Source organism: Planococcus sp. CAU13 (assembly GCF_000775575.1).
GTDB lineage: Bacteria > Bacillota > Bacilli > Bacillales_A > Planococcaceae > Planococcus.
This window is the reverse complement of the sequence record NZ_JRGN01000111.1, coordinates 1-20,106: the sequence shown is the minus strand read 5'-3', so window position 1 is coordinate 20,106 and position 20,106 is coordinate 1. Positions and strand designations below refer to the sequence as shown.

20 protein-coding genes are annotated in these 20,106 nt (G+C 48.8%); 8 read left to right on the top strand and 12 right to left on the bottom strand.

What is annotated here, in order from left to right:
- The first annotated feature begins 423 nt into the window (after window positions 1–423).
- Window positions 424–945, top strand: coding sequence for a universal stress protein (locus KW93_RS04895; protein WP_033541859.1), 522 nt, complete (start codon window positions 424–426; stop codon window positions 943–945).
- Between the two features lie 110 nt (window positions 946–1,055).
- Entirely contained in the window at window positions 1,056–1,490 is a 435-nt protein-coding gene (locus KW93_RS04890; protein WP_033541858.1) for an arsenate-mycothiol transferase ArsC, read from the top strand.
- Window positions 1,491–1,527: 37 nt separating this feature from the next.
- Here the strand turns inward: KW93_RS04890 and KW93_RS04885 are convergent, their stop codons facing one another.
- The 3 genes from KW93_RS04885 to chrA are packed head-to-tail and all read right to left on the bottom strand — an operon-like array spanning window position 1,528 to window position 4,592.
- The gene (locus KW93_RS04885) at window positions 1,528–2,151 is read right to left on the bottom strand and encodes a cyclase family protein (RefSeq protein WP_033541857.1); all 624 of its coding nucleotides are present in this window, start codon (window positions 2,149–2,151) and stop codon (window positions 1,528–1,530) included.
- Entirely contained in the window at window positions 2,152–3,411 is a 1,260-nt protein-coding gene (kynU, locus tag KW93_RS04880; protein ID WP_033541856.1) for a kynureninase, read from the bottom strand.
- An 11-nt stretch (window positions 3,412–3,422) separates the two neighbouring features.
- Entirely contained in the window at window positions 3,423–4,592 is a 1,170-nt protein-coding gene (chrA, locus tag KW93_RS04875; protein ID WP_033541855.1) for a chromate efflux transporter, read from the bottom strand.
- Between the two features lie 228 nt (window positions 4,593–4,820).
- Here chrA and KW93_RS04870 point away from each other — a divergent pair, with 228 nt between their 5' ends.
- On the top strand, window positions 4,821–5,723 hold the full coding sequence (locus tag KW93_RS04870) for a cation diffusion facilitator family transporter (RefSeq protein WP_033541854.1): 903 nt from the start codon (window positions 4,821–4,823) through the stop codon (window positions 5,721–5,723).
- A 3-nt stretch (window positions 5,724–5,726) separates the two neighbouring features.
- The gene (locus KW93_RS04865; RefSeq protein WP_033541853.1) at window positions 5,727–6,290 is read left to right on the top strand and encodes a hypothetical protein; all 564 of its coding nucleotides are present in this window, start codon (window positions 5,727–5,729) and stop codon (window positions 6,288–6,290) included.
- 27 nt (window positions 6,291–6,317) lie between these two features.
- On the opposite strand, the gene KW93_RS04860 is transcribed toward KW93_RS04865, so the two are convergent.
- Genes KW93_RS04860 through KW93_RS04850 form a run of 3 tightly spaced genes read right to left on the bottom strand, consistent with a single transcriptional unit; the run spans window position 6,318 to window position 9,853 of the window.
- Entirely contained in the window at window positions 6,318–7,526 is a 1,209-nt protein-coding gene (locus KW93_RS04860; protein WP_033541852.1) for a cytochrome P450 family protein, read from the bottom strand.
- A 38-nt stretch (window positions 7,527–7,564) separates the two neighbouring features.
- Window positions 7,565–8,629 (bottom strand): phosphotransferase family protein, encoded by a 1,065-nt coding sequence (locus KW93_RS04855; protein ID WP_033541851.1) that lies wholly within the window; start codon window positions 8,627–8,629, stop codon window positions 7,565–7,567.
- Between the two features lie 15 nt (window positions 8,630–8,644).
- Window positions 8,645–9,853, bottom strand: coding sequence for an acyl-CoA dehydrogenase family protein (locus KW93_RS04850; protein ID WP_033541850.1), 1,209 nt, complete (start codon window positions 9,851–9,853; stop codon window positions 8,645–8,647).
- Window positions 9,854–10,224: 371 nt separating this feature from the next.
- On the opposite strand from KW93_RS04850, the gene rsgA reads away from it, so the two are divergent.
- Entirely contained in the window at window positions 10,225–11,280 is a 1,056-nt protein-coding gene (gene rsgA / locus KW93_RS04845) for a ribosome small subunit-dependent GTPase A (protein ID WP_033541849.1), read from the top strand.
- Window positions 11,281–11,323: 43 nt separating this feature from the next.
- Here the strand turns inward: rsgA and KW93_RS04840 are convergent, their stop codons facing one another.
- The 4 genes from KW93_RS04840 to KW93_RS04825 all read right to left on the bottom strand — a co-directional run bounded on the left by KW93_RS04840 (window position 11,324) and on the right by KW93_RS04825 (window position 16,570).
- Window positions 11,324–11,965: a response regulator gene (locus KW93_RS04840; RefSeq protein ID WP_033541848.1), complete on the bottom strand. Its 642-nt coding sequence runs from the start codon at window positions 11,963–11,965 to the stop codon at window positions 11,324–11,326.
- A gap of 15 nt (window positions 11,966–11,980) precedes the next feature.
- The gene (locus KW93_RS04835) at window positions 11,981–13,096 is read right to left on the bottom strand and encodes a GAF domain-containing sensor histidine kinase (protein WP_033541847.1); all 1,116 of its coding nucleotides are present in this window, start codon (window positions 13,094–13,096) and stop codon (window positions 11,981–11,983) included.
- Window positions 13,097–13,199: 103 nt separating this feature from the next.
- Window positions 13,200–14,903 carry a phospho-sugar mutase gene (locus KW93_RS04830; protein ID WP_033541846.1) on the bottom strand — a complete coding sequence of 568 codons (1,704 nt, stop codon included), beginning with the start codon at window positions 14,901–14,903 and terminating at the stop codon, window positions 13,200–13,202.
- Window positions 14,904–15,025: 122 nt separating this feature from the next.
- Entirely contained in the window at window positions 15,026–16,570 is a 1,545-nt protein-coding gene (locus KW93_RS04825; RefSeq protein WP_033541845.1) for a carbon-nitrogen hydrolase family protein, read from the bottom strand.
- Between the two features lie 131 nt (window positions 16,571–16,701).
- Between KW93_RS04825 and KW93_RS04820 the strand changes: the two genes are divergently transcribed.
- From KW93_RS04820 to KW93_RS04810, 3 genes are read left to right on the top strand one after another with little or no spacing between them, the layout of a single operon-like run.
- Window positions 16,702–17,127 (top strand): disulfide oxidoreductase, encoded by a 426-nt coding sequence (locus tag KW93_RS04820; RefSeq protein ID WP_033541844.1) that lies wholly within the window; start codon window positions 16,702–16,704, stop codon window positions 17,125–17,127.
- Window position 17,128: 1 nt separating this feature from the next.
- Window positions 17,129–17,599, top strand: a complete 471-nt coding sequence (locus tag KW93_RS04815; protein WP_033541843.1) for a thioredoxin family protein — start codon at window positions 17,129–17,131, stop codon at window positions 17,597–17,599.
- A 54-nt stretch (window positions 17,600–17,653) separates the two neighbouring features.
- Window positions 17,654–18,499 carry an RluA family pseudouridine synthase gene (locus KW93_RS04810; protein WP_033541842.1) on the top strand — a complete coding sequence of 282 codons (846 nt, stop codon included), beginning with the start codon at window positions 17,654–17,656 and terminating at the stop codon, window positions 18,497–18,499.
- A gap of 38 nt (window positions 18,500–18,537) precedes the next feature.
- On the opposite strand, the gene KW93_RS04805 is transcribed toward KW93_RS04810, so the two are convergent.
- Entirely contained in the window at window positions 18,538–19,371 is an 834-nt protein-coding gene (locus KW93_RS04805; protein ID WP_033541861.1) for an aldo/keto reductase, read from the bottom strand.
- 98 nt (window positions 19,372–19,469) lie between these two features.
- Window positions 19,470–19,772, bottom strand: a complete 303-nt coding sequence (locus KW93_RS04800; RefSeq protein ID WP_033541860.1) for a hypothetical protein — start codon at window positions 19,770–19,772, stop codon at window positions 19,470–19,472.
- Window positions 19,773–20,106 lie beyond the last annotated feature (334 nt).

Genomic DNA, 20,106 nt, shown 5'->3' with positions numbered 1-20,106 from the left:
GCTGGGCCGCTGGAGTCTGGACACAAAAAAGCGCATGCCAGTTTTTCTCGGCATGCGCTCACGAAAAAAGGACAGGTGGTCAGACCGGTCCCGATACTTCTAGTCACGAAATAAATTCAAAGACAAAAAACAGGATGGCCTGACGTGCATATGAAATTGGGCTGAATGTTTGCAAATACATTTTTCATCGTCAAAACCTCCATTCCTTCAAATTTGATAGCTCAAGCGTAACACTGCCTTTTTTGAATTGTCAACATTATTTTTAAAAAATAGAATATTCATTATGATTCGCCGGTTTTCCGCAAAATATTACCATCCCGGCAATGAAATACAACCCTTCGTGTAAAAAGGCAAACGAATGTTTTTATTTTTTATCATACGGGTACTTTCTTAATAAGAGCAAATCCTAGTGGGGTGAAAATCATGTTCAAAAATTTGGCCGTGGCATATGATGGTTCAGATGGCAGTAAGATGGCTTTCGAAAAAGCCCTTGAATTGAAACAGGACTTTCCGGATATGCAGCTTTCAATTATTTACGTCAACGAAGACACACAGGAAAGCGTTGGGTACATGAACGCCGGTGATGCTTCGGCACCCGTCGCATCTGCCAGTGTGGACAGCACATACGCCCAGTTCATGCCATTTGGAATCGGTGAAAATGAAGGCAATAAAGTGCCACGGGACCCTTTGGAACGGCCCGCTGAATTTTCAAAGCATATGCATAATTCGATTCAGCAGCAATTGGATGAAAAGAACGTAAAAGCCAACGTTCTAGCACTTGAAGGCAATGCCTCAAAAACCATACCTGCTTTTATTGAAGAGCAGAAAATTGATCTGCTGGTGGTCGGCAACAGCGGTAAATCGGGGCTCCAGAAATTCTTCGTCGGCTCAGTAAGCAAAAAACTTCTGAAAGAGGCGGCCTGTTCAGTTCTGGTAGTGAAGTAAATTTGTGTCATAACCGTCACATTTTTGTTAGTTTATATCTGTTTTAAGTGGGTAAACATCACTAAGGTACCCAATGATAAACTTGAAACAAAGGAAGAAGGAGAACAGCCATGTCTAAGCAAACCGTCTACTTTCTGTCTTCACACCAGCACCGTGGACTGATGGCTGAGATATGGGCAAATCGCCTCGAACTCCCTGATTGGGAAATCCGAAGTGCCGCTTGGAGCCAGCCTTCAATAAGTGAAACTCCAATGGAAATCATGAAAGAAATCATAATTGATTTACCGGAAGTTGAACCGAGATCGTATAACCCGAATGAAGTCAGTGAAGCGGATTTGATCATCGCGCTGCATGACGGTGAATACGAACAGGATGATATACCAGCGGATTTGCCCGCTCAAAAATTACTGCGCTGGAATATTCGTAATCCAGAGCTGCGGTCCATGGACGAAACAGAACAATGGGCATTATATCAGGAAATTTGTGATGAAATCGCAATGAATATAAAAAATATGGAAACTTATTTCCGTTCAAATTATATGTAAAAACCTTCACCCCGAAAACTGGTGAAGGTTTATTTTTTTAGCGGAAGAGCACTGCCCGCACCGGACTGCCTTCTGCTCCTTTGATGTTCAATGGCAATGCAGATAACTGGTAGACCCCAGGTTCAATATGGTCCAGTACAATGCCTTCCAGAATAAATCGTTGATTCGCATTCATCGCGTGGTGCATCGGCAGCTCTTTGCTGTTTTCGGGATCCACCGAAGGAACATCGACTCCCAGCAGCCGGATCTTTTTTTCTGCCATCCATTCAGCAATGGAGTTCGAAAACACTGGCCACATGTCCGGAAACTTTGTCCGGTCCTTCCAGCTGCATGTTTTTAACAGGATGGCCGTGACCCCTTCGTCAGGTTCAGGCAGACTTTCTTTGCCGATCCCTTCCAATCCCTGAACATCAATTACCTGAGCCGTGCTGAGATAGACTTCAAGCGGCAATTCCTCAACCTTCAGCCCATGATCATCGTAATGAAACGGTGCGTCGATATGGGTACCCATATGCGTACTGGTTTTTATTTCCCCTATATTAACCGATCCGCTCTGTTCTTTCGTCACAGAAAGAGCATATTCAAAAGGGCGGTCTCCAGGCCATTCCGGCGTCTGCAGGTTCAGCTCCATTGAAATATCGAAGATTTCCTTATGAGTCATTCAAGCCACCACATTTCGTTCGTTGCTGTAGTTTTTATACAATTCTTCAGCCATGATCGACTGCAGGATTTTCACTGTCTGCTCTGTGTCGGTGAATGACGTATACAAAGCAACCGGCGCGAGGCGGATGATATTCGGTGCCCGGAAATCCGGCACGACTCCTCTGTCTTTCAGCGCTTTGCAGATTCTCGCCGCTTCCGGATGCGCCAATGCTATATGGCCGCCCCGCTGTTCATCTGCATCAGGTGTTACGTCAATCAATTCCGGCACACTCTCTGCCAGTTGTTCTCGCAAAAAAGAAGTCAGTTTCAATGATTTATCGCGGACACGGGAAATGTCTGCTTCTTCAAAAATTTCAACACTGCCCAGCAGCGGCGCCATGCTGAAAATATTCGGCGTGCCGATTTGATAAGCACCCGCACCTTCCGCTTTTGTAAAATGGTGGTCCATGTCAAACTGCTTTGTTTTATCCGAACCGAACCAGCCGGCATTGCCCGGCTGAAGATGATGGTGGCGTTCGTGGATGTAAAGACCGCCTGTTCCGCCCGGCCCTGAATTCATATATTTATAATGGCACCATACCGCAAAATCCACATCATCTTCATGAAGGCTGTGCGGCATTGCACCAATGGAATGCGCCAGATCAAATCCAACAAGGATTCCTTTTTTATGCGCCGCTTTGGTAATTTCCCGGATGGCCAGCAGCTGACCGCTCCGGTACAGGACTGAAGGCAGAAGCAGAATCGCCACATCTTCCGTCAGCTGGCCAAGGATATCTTCCATTTCCAGTGTATAGCCATCGCGGCTTTTAATTTTGCGCATGTCTTTGTCCGGATCCAGCCCGCGCAAACGGATATGGCTTTCCACCGCGTAAATGTCCGAAGGAAAATTCAATTCGTCTGTCAGAATGACCGATCTTTGGGCTGTCGGCTGAAAAAAGGTCGCCAGCATCTGATGGATATTCGAAGTAATCGAACCTGTCACCATCACTTCATGTTCTTTTGCCCCAATGAGCGGAGCAATTCGCGAACTCAGTTCTTCCGCTAAGGTAAACCAGGGATTCTCCCCTTCGGTCCAGCCGTCTATCCCGTGGATTTTCCAGCTTTCCGACAAACTGTGCAAGTGGCCTTCTGCCCGCTTCGACATCAGCCCGAGCGAATTTCCATCCATATAGATTTGCCCATCGGTCATGTAAAACTCTTTCTTAAAATCCTTCAGCGGATCCAGTTCATCCATTTGTTTGGCGTTCACGGTTACCATCTTCCTTTCATCTATAGGAATGCAAAAATCGCAGCGCCGAGAATTGCTGTGAAAAGAACCACAATCCAAGGGGCCATTTTAAAATAGACTAACATGGCAAATGCTATAATCGCAACGGCAAAGTCAACCGGCGCCCTGATCGCTGATGTGAACACCGGATCATATAAAGCTGCGAGCAATACACCGACTACAGCGGCATTAACCCCTTTCAAGGCAGCCTGCACACCGGATTTTGTCCGGATTGTGCTCCAGAACGGCAAAGTGCCGATGACCAGAAGAAACGAAGGAAGGAACATGGCGAATACAGCGATGGCGACACCCAGGCCACTGCCCATTAATTGGCCTAAATATGCCGAAAGTGTAAACAAAGGACCCGGCACTGCCTGCGCAGCTCCGTAACCCGCGATAAAAGTATCAGCGTCCATAAAGATTGGAACCACTTCCCGTTCAAGCATCGGAAGGACGACGTGGCCTCCGCCGAAAACAATCGATCCCACCCGGTAAAAGATATCAAAAATTGCATAATAAGTGGATTCAAACAACGGACGCAGCAATGGCAGCCCGATCAATAAAGCAGCGAAAATTGTCCACGCAGCAATGCCGGTCTTCTTGCCGAAAGTCAGCACAAGCTTGACCGCTTCCGGTGCTTTGTCATTGCGGTAAATAAGGAATCCCGCGAGTCCGGCGATGATGATGACAGCGATTTGCGCCCAGGCGGTAGGTATCAGCAAAATGGCCGTTGCAGAAAGAACAGCGATTGCAATCCGCTGCTTGTCAGGTGCCAGTGATTTCCCCATCCCGAGCAGCGCATGGGCAACAACTGCAACTGCTACAATTTTCAGGCCCTGGATCCAGCCGCTGTCAAAAGTTGCCCCGGATATGAACATTGCAAACAGAGCAAGGATCAGGACGGAAGGCATCGTAAAACCGAACCAGGACAGGAAGCCGCCAAGAAGCCCCCCTCTCAGCATTCCAATGGAAATACCCACCTGGGAACTTGCAGGTCCGGGAAGGAATTGACATAAAGCAACCAGATCGGCGTAAGCCTTATCATCCAGCCATTTCCTTTTTTCTACGTACTCATTACGAAAGTAACCGATGTGCGCTGCCGGCCCCCCGAATGATGTCAGACCCAGCTTGGTCGATGCTTTTAAAATTTCCATGTACTTATTCTGCGCCATCAAAAACTCTCCTTTTTTATCATCTACTTTAAAGCATAACTGATTGCTTATATGATTAATATTACAAGCGTGTAAATTTTACTTTCAACTGAAATGATTCCGGGGGCCATGCTGTTTTAAGACAATAATGTTATACTGACATGGAAACCATCTATTTGAATAGCAAAAGCGGCTCTCCTTCGAGAGTCGCTTTCAATTTGTCCAGAAGATTTGGAGGCGGGAAACTTTATGGAGCTGTATACAAACTTACGCCGCGGGGAAAGAGGCGCCTGGCTCAGCATTGGGGCATATGTATTTCTCAGTGTGATGAAACTGACTTTCGGTTTTGCCGGGTCTTCTGAAGCGCTTAAAGCGGACGGCCTGAACAACTTAACGGATATTATCGCTTCGGTGGCCGTTCTGATTGGCCTTCGGATTTCCCAGAAACCGCCCGATGACAATCATCATTACGGCCATCTGCGCGCAGAAACGGTGGCTTCCCTAATAGCATCTTTCATCATGGCCGTCATCGGCCTGCAGGTGCTGCTTGCAGCAGGGCGCAATTTTTTCAATCCAGGTGAACAAGTGGAACCTTCCCTCTATACGGCTGTGATCGCATTTTTTTCTGCTATCGTTATGTACGCGGTCTACCGGTATAACCTGAAATTGAGCCGTGACATCAACAGCTCGGCTGTCAAAGCGGCTGCATACGATAACCGGTCGGATGCCATAGTCAGTGTAGGTGCCGGAATTGGGATTCTTGGCGCCATACTGGGGGCGCCCGTCATCGACACGCTGACTGCGTTCATCGTCGGATTGGTCATCCTGAAAACCGCATTGGATATTTTTAAGGAATCCGTCATGACCCTGACAGATGCATTCAATGAAGAAGAACTGGAAACATTGTCATCAATCATCCGAAAAGTTCCCGGTGTGCGAAAGCTGAGTGATTTTAAAGGGCGCCATCACGGCAACGTCATGTTTGTCGACTTGACAATTGAAGTCAATCCCTCATTGAACGTCACGGAAAGCCATTGGATAACGGAAGAAATTGAAAGAAAAGTAAAAAAAGCGAAACCAAATTGCGTTGTACTCGTACATATAGAACCGGACTATTCTGACTGCAGTGATCCGAAACAGGAGGAGGAATAATTTATGTACGATTTTATAGACCAGAAGAAAATCATCTACATCACATTTGCTGTCATTTTATTCGTTTCGGCTTTTTTTGCTCCGTTCGCCATTTTCTATCCCATTAAGGCTATGTTCATCACACCGGCTGCAATTGCCGTCGGAACATCATCCACATCCCTGCTGACCGGCGGCATTGGACTTGTCCTGCTGGCAGCCGGCCTGCTTGTGCTCGCCAATGTTGAACACCGCTTGAAGAGGTACGGCTCTGCCGCTCCGCTGTTCATCATCGGCCTGATCGGCGTCAGCCTGTCTCTGACGGATTATTATTATGTGACTCCGCAAAATTTTGTTTTGAACGCTCCTTTTGCGGTTACTTCCGAAACTTATGAATGGAACGATTTTGAAAAAGTGGAGGAATACATTATCAGGGAAAATGGAGTTACTAAAGTTGATACCTACATCTTCACCATGAAAGACGGAAAAGTCATTGAAATGTCTTCCGGTTCGATTGATCAGATGAGGGGGACCATCGTCAACAGTGTGCAGCGGGCGGGCGGCGTCCATGAAAGGATTGAACCGCAGTGAACTTAACAGAAAAGCCTTTCACCAGTGTTACGGGGTGAAAGGCTTTTTCATTACCGGAATCTCCTTGACCCCACGGACGATCATCCCGGGGCGCCATTCGAGATCGCTTTCCGGAACCCGCAGCTCGAGATCCGGAAAGCGTTCGAGCAGCTTGCCGAGCGCTATCTTCCCTTCAAGCCGGGCAAGCGGCGCTCCCAGGCAGTGGTGGATGCCGGTGCCAAAAGCGAGGTGCGGGCTCTTTTCGCGGCTGATATCAAAAGTCTCCGGATCAGTAAACCTGCCCGGGTCCCGGTTCGCTGCGTTCAATGCCACTATGGCCAGTTCTCCCCGTTTTATTTCTTTGCTGGCAAAATGAAAGTCTTCACTGGCCCATCTGGATGTGCTGAATTCGACCGGACCGTCAAAACGCAATGATTCCTCTATCGCCCCTTCGATCAATTCCGGCCTGCTTCTCAGCAGCTCTTTTTGTTCAGGATGCTTCAGCAGATTCAAAAAGCTGTTGCCGATGAGATTGACGGTCGTTTCATGGCCCGCGATGATCAGCAGCGTCACCACTCCGTATAATTCTTTTTCCGTCAGCCGGTCCCCCGCTTCTTCCGCTTCGATCAGTTTGCTGATCAGATCATCTTTCGGCTGCTGCCTCGTTTTGCCGAACCATTCGCCCAGGTAACGGATAAAGTCATTCATGTGCTGGTAGACACTGACGCCCGGTTCGCCGCTGCTGCCTTCAATCAATGAATTCGACCAGATGCGGAACTTATCCCGGTCTTCCGATGGCACGCCGAGAATTTCACATATGACGATGATCGGCAGCGGAAATGCGAAATCATCAATCAGATTGATTTCCTCTTTTTGTTCCATGGCATCCAATAGTTCTTCTGTTATTTCTTCGATCCGCTCTTTCATTCCTTCAATGACCCGTGGGGTAAAAGCTTTTTGCGCCAGTCCACGCAAACGGCGATGGTCGGGCGGATCAGAAAAGAGCATGTTTTGCGTAAAGACGCTCATCCCTTCCATCGATCCCCCGTAAAGTTTGCTGAAATCCTTGATGAAGCGCGGCTCTTTCAATGCCGCAACGCCTTCTTCGTAACCGGTGATCAGCCATCCCTGCTGCCCGTCCGGGAACCGCGTTCTATAAACCGGATCCGTTTCGCGCAAATGTGCATAGACCGGATACGGATTTTTCACAAAGCCATCCGTAAATAATTGCCTGCCAAAATTGTGATTGCCAGCCATGACAACTCCTCCTTTCTTTTTCCATACCCGCTCCTGCCTTATTTTATTGCTGTATCATGTGCATGGCGAATGAGACTTTTGACAAAACGATCAAAATGGGCAAAACGCGGATCCTGGGTCTGGCCGTTTTTATACCGGAAATAAATCTGCTGGACAATGACCGCCAGCTTGAAATAGGCAAAAGTCAGATAAAAATCGATGTGTGTGATGTCCCTACCGCTTTTTTCCGCATAGCGGCGAATAAATTCCTCTCGTGTGTAAAATCCTTCCTTGACTGTAACCGGCGGTTTGCCCATGCCTGCTTTCAGAAGTTCCGGGTCATCGTTCTGTATCCAATAACTCATCGCCGCTCCCAAATCAGCCAATGGATCTCCTACTGTCGTCATTTCCCAGTCAAACAGGCCGGTCATCTCCGAGAAATCCTCACTGAACATCGCGTTATTCAATTTGAAATCGTAATGGATGATGGACGGTTCCTGAGAGACCGGGATATTATCAGCCAGCCATTGCTTCAAGGAATCATATTCTGCAATTTCATCTGTTTTCGCCCGTTCATAGCGGCCGATCCAACCGGCAACCTGGCGCTCCATAAAGCCGTCCGGTTTTGCCATTTCAGCCAGCGCTGTCCTCGTATAATCGATGGCATGCAGTTCGACCAGTGTATCCACCATTTTTTCAGAAATGGCCCTGCCGAGTTCCGGTCTCGCTTGTACCCCTTCAGGAAACTCCGTGTCCAGAACATGACCGTGACGCCGTTCCATGATAAAAAAAGGGCTGCCTGTAATTGCCGGATCATCTGAAAACACATAGGGCTTTGGAGCGGCCGGAAAGACTTGGGATAACGATTTCAAAATTTTATATTCCCGTTCCATATCATGCGCTTTCGGAGCTACCGGCCCAAGCGGCGGCCTCCTGAGAACCCCTTCCCAATCCCCGATTTTTAATGCGTAGGTCAGGTTGGAATGGCCGGCGCCGAACTGCCGGATTTCAAGTTCTCCTTCCGGCAGCCTTTCGATTGACGAGCGCAGAAATTTTTCAAGTTTCGTTTTTTCAATTTCTTCCCCTTTTCTTACCCGAATCGTCGTTTCGGAAAAAACGTTCATCTCTTTCACCTCATTTTATTTATATTTTTCCAGTTCCAATTTTGCGATTTGATTCCGGTGCACTTCATCCGGTCCATCTGCCAGGCGCAAAGTTCTGGCGTTCGCCCACTGGGCAGCCAGTGTGAAATCATCGCTGACGCCTGCTGCGCCAAATGCCTGGATGGCGCGGTCGATAACACGAAGCGCCATGCTCGGAGCGGTCACTTTGATCATCGCAATTTCGGCTTTCGCTTCTTTATTGCCGGCAGTGTCCATCATGTAGGCAGCTTTCAGCGTCAGGAGACGCGCCTGCTCGATGTCAATTCGCGAATCGGCAATCCATTCCCGGACGACGCCCTGGTTTGCCAGCGGCTTGCCGAAAGGCGCTCTTTCCTGGACACGGCGGCACATTTCTTCAAGTGCCCTCTCTGCAGCGCCGATCAGCCGCATGCAATGGTGGATTCTTCCTGGCCCCAGTCTTCCCTGTGCGATCGCAAATCCCTTGCCTTCGCCCCAAATCATGTTTTCAGCCGGCACACGCACATTGTCAAAATTGATTTCCGCATGGCCGTGAGGCGCGTGGTCGTAACCGAACACCGGCAGCATCCGTTCAATCGTCACCCCCGGTGTATCAAGCGGCACAAGAATCATCGACTGCTGTTCGTATTTAGGTGCATCCGGATCATTTTTCCCCATGACGATGGCGATTTTGCAGCGCGGGTCACCTGCGCCTGACGACCACCATTTCCGGCCGTTGACGATGTAGCCGTCTCCGTCTTTTGTAATCGTCGCCGAAATATTCGTGGCGTCACTGGATGCCGCATCCGGTTCCGTCATTGAAAAACATGAACGAATCTCCCCGTCCAGCAACGGGTCAAGCCATTGTTTCTTCTGTTCATCTGTGCCATAACGCACCAAAACTTCCATATTGCCCGTATCCGGTGCTGCGCAATTAAAAATTTCCGGGCCGATCAGCGACCTGCCCATGATTTCGCACAGCGGTGCGTATTCCTGGTTGCTGAGCCCGGCACCGTATTCGCTGTCGGGCAGAAACAAATTCCACAGCCCCGCCTGTTTCGCTTTCCCCTTCAATTCTTCCATCACCGGCGGCACCTGCCCCCAGCGATTTGTCTGCTCATTCAATTGCTGTTCATACGTTTTTTCATTGGGATAAACATGCTCTTCCATAAATGAATTCAAACGTTCCTGCAACTCTGTCGTTTTCTTTGAATAGGAAAAATCCACAATATCTTCCGCCTTTCTTTATACTGACCAGTTGGTATGTTCAGAATATTAATTTAATGGTAGTACTTCTCCCGTTTGTTTGCAAGAACTGAATCTATTGCTCATTCTGAATTCTTGGAAAAGTATTAAAAAAGGGTTGACCTCTTTTGAAATTTAACGTATCTTTAAGGTAACTTGAGGAAAGAGGTGGGGTATTATGGCTATTCTTTTGAATGCAGTACACGCAATTGCACAACCGATCCAGTCCATAGTATCCCCTCCTGTGTATCGCTGACGATACGCTTCTTCCATTATGCCCGGGAACCATGGACTGCGATCTGCAAGACGCATCCATGGTTTTTTATTTTGCATAAAAATTGGAGGAACTCAAATTGACAATCATTAAAAAGTACGGCTGGAATGAATTCTGGCAGGAAAAAATCGAAACGACTGGAGTACCGGGACGAGTGGTGCTCGAACATAAAAATCTCTACCGCGTCGTGACTGACCACGGCGAATGGCTCAGTTCATTGTCCGGTAAATACCGGCACAGCCATGCAAAAGCTGAATTCCCAAGTGTCGGAGACTGGGTGGTAGTTGAAAGGATGCCGGGAGAAGAAAAAGGCATCATCCATCAGGTTCTTCCCCGGATTTCCACCTTCTCACGGAAAGCGGCAGGCGACACGTCTGATATTCAGAACATCGCTGTAAACGTGGATTACGCATTTCTGGTCATGTCGCTGAACCACGATTTCAACGTACGCCGCCTTGAACGTTACCTGCTCGCCACCTGGGATTCAGGTGCGAACCCCGTGATCGTCCTGACGAAAAAGGATCAATGTGAAAGGATCGATCATTATCTGAAAGAAGTGGAATCCGTGGCGTTCGGTGTGCCGGTCCATGCTGTGTCCAATGTAACTCTGGAGGGCATCGGCGCATTACAGGATATCCTCGCGGGATCCAAAACAGGGGCTTTGCTCGGATCGTCAGGTGTCGGCAAATCTTCGCTCATCAACGCACTGGCCGGCACGGAATTGATGGCGGTGCAGGAAATCCGTGAAGATGACAGCAAAGGCCGCCACACGACGACCCACCGCGAAATGGTCCTGCTGCCGACCGGCGGATTGCTGATTGACACTCCCGGCATGCGGGAATTCCAGCTCGGCGATTATGCCGAAGGCGTCGAATCCGGATTCACGGATGTCGAAGCGCTGGCAGATGCCTGCCGCTTCCGGGACTGCAATCATGGCAGTGAACCCGGCTGCGCAATCCGGGAAGCTCTCGAAACAGGTGAGCTGCAGCCTGACCGTTTCCGCAGCTACGTGAAATTGAAACGCGAACTTGCCCACATGGAGCGCAAAAGCGACCTGGCCGCACAAAAAGCGGAACGGGCGAAATGGAAGCAGATCACAAAAGATTACCGGAGGAGTCCGGTCAAGAAAAAATAAGACGGCAGAAGAGGCAGGACGCAATCAGCGTCCTGCCTCTTCTCTATTCTGTCCCCGCTTCGGTCAGTCCATGTTTGACTGCATAGAGTGCAGCCTGTGTCCGGTCCTGTACTTCCAGTTTCACAAAGATATTCGATATATGGGTCTTCACCGTTTTTTCCGTCACGAATAAAGCAGATGCAATTTCACGGTTGCTTTTCCCTTTTGTCAGTTCTGCGAGCACTTCCTTTTCCCTTGGCGTCAGTGGATTGACGGTATGCGGCGCCGGTTCTGCCGGCCCTTTCATCAATTCCGATGAAGCTTTCGGGTGAAGCGTATTTTCCCCGCGCATTAAACTGCGAAGCGATTCCACCAGTTCATCGGGTTCTATATCTTTTAATTGATAGCCTGCCGCTCCGGCTTCAATGGCCGGCACCACGTGGTCTCGGTCAGAAAAGCTCGTCAGCATCAATACGATGATTTCAGGATGCTGCTCTTTTATTTTCCGTGTGGCCTGAATGCCGTCCATCACCGGCATCACCAGATCCATCAATACGATATCCGGGCGCAGCCGGGCCGCCATTTCAATTGCTTCTTTGCCGTTTGCCGCTTCACCGATCACTTCGATGTCTTTCTGGGTCTTCAGAAAAAAAATCAGGCCGCGCCGGACGACATGATGATCATCCGCTATCAGAACTCTGACCATTCCGAAACCTCCTCTCTAATAAGGAATCCTGACAAGAATTTCCGTCCCTTTATCCATTTTGCTGGACCATTCCACTGTCCCGCCTTCCGCTGCCGCCCGCTCTTTCATGCTCTGCATGCCAATGGAAGGGAAAATTAATTTTTCATCCACTCTAAATCCACGGCCTTCGTCTTTCAGCACAAGCAGCACATCTGTGGGCGTAACAGACAGGAACAGCTGGCCGCGATCGACTCCTGCGTGTTTGCGGATATTATTGAGCGCTTCCTGTGCAATCCGGAACAGGGTCTCTTCGATTCTCGACGGCAGCTGGATGACACCGGACACTTTCGTTTCCAGTTCCAAACCCAGCATATCGGCGTATCCTTTTATGCCTTCGAGCAAACCGCTCTCGAGCCCTTTCGGCCGCAATTGCCAGATCAAAGCGCGCATCTCATTCAACGCTTCCTGTGTCAGGTGCTGAATGTCACTGAATGTTTCCCGGATCGCCGGCTCATCAGACATTTCTACGCCGCCTCTTGCCGTCAGGGTTACTGAAAACAGCAATTGATTGACCGAATCATGCAGATCCCTGGCCAGCCGGTTGCGTTCGGTCACCAGCGCCAATTCCTGCTCCTGCCTGGTCAGTCCGATCCGCTTAATGGCGGAGCCGATCTGGAAAGCCACCGATTCCAGTAAAGCCAGTTCATCGGCGGTAAAACGTTCCCGGTCCGGTGCAGCGATATTCAACAGACCGAATCTTTCTTTTCCCGATTGAAGCGGAACGGTTGCGTGATGCGTGATATTTCCATGATTTCCGGTCTTTTCTTCAATGGAATTTTCAATCCGCTGGCAGGCGATGATATTTGAGGCTTTGTCCAGATCACCGTCATGATACCTTTTGACACACCAGCAGCCGCCTTTTTGGAGATGCCGGCAATTGTCTTCCTGGAGCGCTGAAGGCAAATTCGCCGAAGCCATCAGCCGATGCCTGCCATTTTCATCAATGAAAAAAATCCAGGCTGTTTCAAAATTCGAACCCCTCAGCAGCTTCCGGATGGCACCGTCCAGCATCCGTTCCATATCGGTTTCCTCATTCAGCAATTCGGCAATTTCCTTCAGCAGAATTACGTTGGAATGCTCACTCAGCTTCATCTTTTTCACCCCGCGTCATTAATTTAACCATACACGTTCCTGCACTTTATGCGCCTCCTACTTTCGAATGAGAAAAGCTCCCTTTGCACAGGGAGCCGGTCATCTATCTGTTATTCACTTCATGGAGAAACGATTCTTTGATCAATTCGAGCTTTTCGTCGCTTTCCTGTTCCGTTTCCGCTTTGACGCTGAAATAGAATTTCACTTTCGGTTCCGTGCCGCTCGGACGCAGGCAGACCCATGAACCGTCTTCGAGGAAATATTTCAGGACGTTGGCCTGCGGTAATTCAATCTTTTCGCTCTCGCCCAAATCCGTGAAAATCCGGTTCTGCGTCTCGTAATCTTCGATTGAAGAAACTGCGATGCCTGCAATTTCCTGCAGTGGATTCTCTCGCATGCTGCTTAACAGCGCCGTTATTTCCCTTGCGCCGTCCGCTCCTTTTTTCGTTATGGACACCAGCGCTTCCCGGTACCAGCCATGGTTATTATACAATTCAGTCAGCACGTTATGAAGGTTCTTGCCCTGTGCTTTGTAATACGCCGCCGCTTCAACAAGCAGCAGCACTGTTTGCACCGCATCTTTGTCGCGTGCGAAATCGCGGATCAGGTAACCGTAGCTTTCCTCGTAGCCGAATAAAAATTCAAATTCTTTGCTGCTGTCATTCTCTCTCAGCTTTTCGCCGATAAATTTGAAACCCGTCAGCACATCTGTCGTTTTGACGCCGTATGAATCACCGACTGCACGCCCGAATTCCGAAGTCACTATCGTTTTAAAGAGGCGGCCGTTTTCAGGCAGTTCACCTTTCAGCTTTTTCTGGCTCAAAATGTACTCGATCAGAATTGCTCCTGTCTGATTGCCCGACAATAACTCATAGTGGCCACCGTTTGCAACGGCAATGCCCACACGGTCGCCGTCAGGATCCACTGCAATCAGCAAATCCGCCCCAGTCTTTTCACCGTACTCTTTGGCTAATTCGAATGCGGCCCCTTCTTCCGGATTCGGCGAAGCCACAGTCGGGAATTCACCGTCCGGCGCCATTTGTTCTGCTACGTAGCTGACATCCGTATAACCGGCACTATCAAGCAGCCGTTTTACCGTTTCGCCGGATGCGCCGTGGAGCGGGGTGAATACCGCCTGAATCGGTGTTGCGGACGCCTGCTCACGCACGGTCAGTGCATTGGCGATATATGCCTTGTCCAATGTCTCATCTATTAAAACAAGCTGTGCCGGATCAAAGCTTTCATTCGAAATTGTCAGTTCATCTTTTACCCTGCTGACAAATTCGATGACGCGGTCCGCATCTTCAAGGTTTAATTGTGCTCCGTCTTCACCATACACCTTATAGCCGTTATATTCCGGGGGATTGTGGCTCGCGGTGATGACCACTCCCATGAAAGCATGGAGATAACGCACACTGAATGATAATTGCGGCGTCGTCCGGGTGCCGCTGTATAGATATGTGTGGATGCCATTTGCTGCAAACGTCCTGGCTGCTTCTTCCGCAAATTCAGGAGACATGCGGCGGCTGTCATAGGCGATCACGATCCCTCTCGCCATCGCTTCTTCCCCGTTGGATTTTATGTAATCTGCTATGCCCTGTGAAGCTTTACGCACGGTATAGATATTGATGCGGTTGGTGCCTGGCCCGATTTCACCGCGCATGCCGCCGGTCCCGAAAGTGAGATCCTGGTAAAATGCATCTTCTGCCGATTTCTCATCTTCCTGCAGCAGAACCAGGGACTTCCGTGTTTCTTCGTCCAGTCCTTTGTGATCCAGCCAGCGTTTGATCCGTTCTTTCCAATCCATAGGGATCCCTCCATTCAAATACGTGCAAGTCGTTCGAACTACTTCCAGTTTAACAAAAATAAAGAAAAAAAACCGCCTCCATCCGGAAGCGGCCTGCGATTTTTCATTTTTCATATAATTGTTTAATCTTTTTTGTATTCGACGCGGTAGACATCATGTCTGCGGTCTTTCAATTGTTTGACGGTACCGTTCTGCCGCTGGCGGCGCAGGATTTCCAGATCGACGTCGCCGATCAGCACCATTTCGAGGTTCGCATTGGTTTCGCCGACAATGCCATCTCGTGCATATTCAAAATCCGAAGGTGCAAAAATCGCTGATTGGGCATATTGGATATCCATGTTTTCCGTCTGCGGCAAGTTTCCGACAGTACCTGAAATGACTGTATAGATCTGGTTTTCAACCGCACGCGCCTGTGCACAGTAGCGGACGCGCAAATACCCCTGGCGATCTTCCGTACAGAATGGCGAGAAGATGATGTTCGCGCCCATATCTGTCGCGATGCGCGCAAGTTCAGGGAATTCGATATCGTAGCAGATCTGGATGGCGATCTTGCCGCAATCCGTATCGAATACGCGGACAGAATCTCCTGCTGAAATGCCCCACCATTTCCGTTCATTCGGCGTGATGTGGATTTTATATTGCTTATCGATTGAACCGTCGCGGCGGAACAGGTAAGCGATGTTATAGATCTCATCGTCTTCTTCTTTGACGAAATGGGAACCGCCGATAATATTTACGTTATAGCGCACTGCAAGATCCGTGAACAATTCGATATACTGCGGCGTGTATTCCGTCAGTTTGCGGACTGCCTGGCTCGGTGATGGTTCATTCAGGAACGACATCAATTGCGTAGTGAAAATCTCAGGGAATACGACAAAGTCGGAATGGGCATCGGACGCCACATCGACGAAGTATTCCACCTGGCTTGCCAGATCATCGAAGGATTCAATGGCTCGCATCAGGTATTGCACAACACAAATACGGACCGGCAGACTCGTCTTGAAATGGCGCTTCGACACCGGTTTGTAATCGACGTTGTTCCATTCCATCAATGTCGCATATTTTCCGGAAGCTTTGTCATCCCGCAGGTAATTCGGGTTGATGCGCATCAATTGGAAACCGTTCATCAACTGGAACGTCAGTACCGGGTCATAGAGTTTATGCCGGGACACTGCATCCACATATTCACGCGGCGACATTTCCTCTGCATGTTTATGGTAATTGGGGATCCGTCCGCCGATGATGATCGATTTCAGGTTCAGTTCACGCGCCAACTCCTTGCGCGCTTCATAGAGGCGCTGGCCGACCTGCATGCGGCGGAATTCCGGATGCACCATCACTTCGATGCCGTACATATTATAGCCGTCCGGGTTATGGTTCGTAATGTAACCGCCGTCCGTTACATCGTCCCAGGTGTGGCGGTCGTCATACTCATCAAAATTTATCAGCAGACTCGAACACGAACCAATTACTTTTCCGTCTAGTTCTGCCACAATCTGACCTTGGGGGAACACACCCAGATGGCTTCTTAGCTGTTCTTCCTCCCAGGGTTCCATGCCCGGAAAACACAAACGTTGCATTTCGAGAATGGCATTTATATCTGCATACGTCATCTCACGGATGATCATGCTTTTTTCGAAATCGGATAAGTCAAAATGCTCTGCCACTTTAGCCACTCCTTCACAAAAGTATCACATCTCATTATATAGGATATAATGAAAGGATAATATTATTTTACTTGCCCTAATTAAAGAATTATAATTCTATAGTAGCTATTTAACAAGAGAGGACCTGAACTATGACGAAAATCCAAGAAAATCTTTTGCTGGGCATTTGGACAATTGCGCTGATTGCCACTGCCGGCTCTCTTTATTTTTCTGAGATCCGCGGCTATATCCCGTGTGAGCTTTGCTGGATCCAGCGGATTTTCATGTATCCATTGGTCATCATCGGCGGGGTGGCGTACTTCCAGAAAAACGTGAAGATCGCTGTCACTACATTAATCTTTTCAGGTATCGGCGGCATAATTTCCCTGTACCATTACGGAATACAGAAATTGAGCTTTCTGGCTGATTCCGCCCCGTCATGCGGGCAGGTTCCCTGCACCGGCCAATATATCAACTGGCTCGGATTCATCACCATCCCTTTCCTGGCGCTTACCGCATTCATTTTAATCGCAGGAATGAGCATTTATTTGCTGAAAACTCTTAAGGAGGAAAAATAAATTGAAAAAAATGCTGCTCATCGGAGGCGTTGTTCTTGCCATCTTTGCATTGATCATCGTCCTGACACAGATGTCAAACAATGAAAAACTGGCGAACAATCCTTACGATAAAGACAACTTGAACCAGGCAACCATCGATCAGCTGAACGATGAAAATTACCAGAATATCGTCCTGCCGGATGAATTGGAAGAGAAGATTTCATCAGGCGAACCTACGACTGTCTATTTCTTCAGTCCGACCTGCCAGTACTGCCAGCAGACTACACCGGTTCTGATGCCGGTTGCTGAAGATATGGATGTGGACGTGCTGCAATACAATTTGTTAGAATATGAACAGGGTTGGCAGCAATACATGGTTCAGTCCACGCCAACACTGGTCCATTATGAAAACGGTGAAGAAGTGGCACGCTGGGTCGGTGCACAGCCGAAAGAGAATATCGAACAATTTTTCACAGAAGTCGTTAAAAAATAATTTATAGGAGAGCATTGTGCACTGCGCATGCTCTTTTTTTATGGAGGCAATCGAATGAGCTGGACTTACGAAATACAGGATGAAGGAATGACCGTCGAGGAATTGCTGCGGACCGAATGGGGACTCGGCAAAAAAGTGGTGCATGAACTGCGGATGGCCAAAGCCGTAAAAAATGAAAAGTTCCAGGAAGTCGTCTGGAAAGAGCCGCTGGCAAAAGGGACGGTACTGCAATTCGATTTGCCGAAAGCCGAGTCGCCTTACGAGCCGAACCACGACATCGAACTGCCGGTGCTGTTTGAAGACGAACATTTCCTGATTGCACGAAAACCGAAAGGCATGAACACCCACCCGAATGAAATCGGGCAAAACGATACATTCATCAACGCCATCATCGGCCATATCATCCGCGGCGGCGGGTCATACGGAGAACATGTCCACAGGCTTGACCAGGGAACTTCGGGACTGCTGATGGCAGCGAAGCACCCTGTCGCCAAAAACATTCTGGACCGCCTGTTGGAGCAGAAACAGCTCGTCCGTGATTACGAGGCTGTCGTCAAAGGGAAAGTCCACAACAAATCAGGCACCATCGATTTCGCCATAGGCCGTGACCGCCATCACCCGACACGCCGCATGGTCTCCCCGACCGGCCAAAGTGCCGTTACGCATTATAAATTATTACGCCATATGGAAGGCAAATCATTGCTTCAGCTGTCGCTTGAAACCGGGCGAACGCATCAGATCCGCACTCACCTGTCGCATATCGGCCATCCGATCATCGGCGACGAATTATACGGCGGACCGCCGACACAGGACGGCGCTTATCACCTGCATGCATTCCGCATGTCGTTCATCCATCCATTTACCGGTGAAAAAATTATCGTGGAAGATAAAGCAAGATAATAAAAGAAGTTCCCTCTATATTAAAAGGGAACTTCTTTTTATTGTGCTTTGACGTCGTCCGGATTCGTGCCCGTCCGCCAGTCCTGGTTCAGGCCGTCGATCGCTTTCATCTCTTCCTGCGCCAGCGAAAAATCAAAGACATCCGCATTTTCCACAATCCGTTCAGGCGTCACCGATTTCGGAATGACGATCAAATCTTTCTGCAAATGCCAGCGAATGATTACCTGCGCAACCGTCTTATGATGTGACTGTGCAATTTCCGACAGCACCACATCTTCCAGCAGGCGGCCTCGCGCCAATGGTGACCAGGAAGTCACAGCAATGTCCTGCTCCGCACAAAATTCCCGCAGCGGTTCTTGCGTCAACTGAGGATGCAATTCGATCTGATTGACCATCGGCTTTGTATTCGCTTTCGCCAATATCCGCTCCAGATGGTGCTCGTGATGATTCGAAACGCCGATTGCACGCACCAGCTTCTCGTCATACAGGCGCTGAATCGCCCGGTATGTATCCTCGTATTTACCCGGCACAGCCCAGTGCGTCAAATACAGATCCAGATAATCAAATCCGAGCCGCTCGAGTGACGCTTCAAAAGCGCGTAAAGTCTGGTCGTACCCCTGATCTGTATTCCACACTTTCGATGTGATGAACAGATCTTCCCGTTTGACAGATGAATTCCTCACCGCTTCCCCGACTTCCCGCTCGTTGTCGTATACGGTCGCCGTATCGATCGCCTTGTAACCGGCATCGATGGCTGCACTCATTGCCATAACGGCCTGTTCCCGGTCTGTCATTTTATAAACGCCAAGTCCAAAGCGCGGCATTTCCACTCCGTTATGTAATCTTTTTGTTGAATTGATCGTTAATTCCATGCTGATCACCCTTTCTTCTTTCCTCTTCCATTGTACAAATTCATCAGAAAAATTTCGAGTTTAAGCCATAGAAAAAAACCGCCATGGAAGGCGGTTTTTTATATACGTCGTGGACGGCTGGCAGAAGCTGCGTTGATAAACAGCACAATCGCGCTGAGTAAGTGCAATGCCCAGCCGATCAGCGGAATCCAGGCAAGAAGACTTGTGATTATACCAAGGATCGGACCTGATTTCGGCGAATATTCGCGGAAACAGAAGAATAAAGTTATCGCGTGCAGCACGAACATGAATCCAAGAACCGAATAGCCTGTACTGATGACAAGCGACCCGCCGAGAAATGGAATAGCCAGAAACGCTTCAGCAATCGCTGAAATCCAGAGCAAAGTCGCTGAAATCTTCATTTTCATCTAGATCAACCTCTCCTTATTGAATATTTTCACTACCCTACTATACGAATGAAACCCGAATCGGTTTCAACATATTTCACAAACAATCAAACCGACAGAAATTCTCCATATTTCAGGAAGGACATATATTTCATTTTTCCCCGTTTTCCGCTATACTAAACAAAGATGCACATTTCAAGGAGGTCGTTATAAATGAACTTAATCCTTATTCTAGGCGTTTGTGTTGCATTCCTTGCAGCTATTTTCACTGGGGGATACGACGACAAACCAGGCACTTTTGATAGAGACGACAACTAAGAAAAAAGCAGCGGAAAATTTTCCGCTGCTT

Bases quoted from the DNA above. Each gene is read 5' to 3' on its own strand.
- KW93_RS04895 (WP_033541859.1), top strand. From the start codon at position 424: ATGTTCAAAAATTTGGCCGTGGCATATGATGGTTCAGATGGCAGTAAG.
- KW93_RS04890 (WP_033541858.1), top strand. From the start codon at position 1,056: ATGTCTAAGCAAACCGTCTACTTTCTGTCTTCACACCAGCACCGTGGA.
- KW93_RS04885 (WP_033541857.1), bottom strand. From the start codon at position 2,151: ATGACTCATAAGGAAATCTTCGATATTTCAATGGAGCTGAACCTGCAG.
- kynU (WP_033541856.1), bottom strand. From the start codon at position 3,411: ATGGTAACCGTGAACGCCAAACAAATGGATGAACTGGATCCGCTGAAG.
- chrA (WP_033541855.1), bottom strand. From the start codon at position 4,592: ATGGCGCAGAATAAGTACATGGAAATTTTAAAAGCATCGACCAAGCTG.
- KW93_RS04870 (WP_033541854.1), top strand. From the start codon at position 4,821: ATGGAGCTGTATACAAACTTACGCCGCGGGGAAAGAGGCGCCTGGCTC.
- KW93_RS04865 (WP_033541853.1), top strand. From the start codon at position 5,727: ATGTACGATTTTATAGACCAGAAGAAAATCATCTACATCACATTTGCT.
- KW93_RS04860 (WP_033541852.1), bottom strand. From the start codon at position 7,526: ATGGCTGGCAATCACAATTTTGGCAGGCAATTATTTACGGATGGCTTT.
- KW93_RS04855 (WP_033541851.1), bottom strand. From the start codon at position 8,629: ATGAACGTTTTTTCCGAAACGACGATTCGGGTAAGAAAAGGGGAAGAA.
- KW93_RS04840 (WP_033541848.1), bottom strand. From the start codon at position 11,965: ATGGTCAGAGTTCTGATAGCGGATGATCATCATGTCGTCCGGCGCGGC.
- KW93_RS04835 (WP_033541847.1), bottom strand. From the start codon at position 13,096: ATGAAGCTGAGTGAGCATTCCAACGTAATTCTGCTGAAGGAAATTGCC.
- KW93_RS04830 (WP_033541846.1), bottom strand. From the start codon at position 14,903: ATGGATTGGAAAGAACGGATCAAACGCTGGCTGGATCACAAAGGACTG.
- KW93_RS04820 (WP_033541844.1), top strand. From the start codon at position 16,702: ATGACGAAAATCCAAGAAAATCTTTTGCTGGGCATTTGGACAATTGCG.
- KW93_RS04810 (WP_033541842.1), top strand. From the start codon at position 17,654: ATGAGCTGGACTTACGAAATACAGGATGAAGGAATGACCGTCGAGGAA.
- KW93_RS04805 (WP_033541861.1), bottom strand. From the start codon at position 19,371: ATGGAATTAACGATCAATTCAACAAAAAGATTACATAACGGAGTGGAA.
- KW93_RS04800 (WP_033541860.1), bottom strand. From the start codon at position 19,772: ATGAAGATTTCAGCGACTTTGCTCTGGATTTCAGCGATTGCTGAAGCG.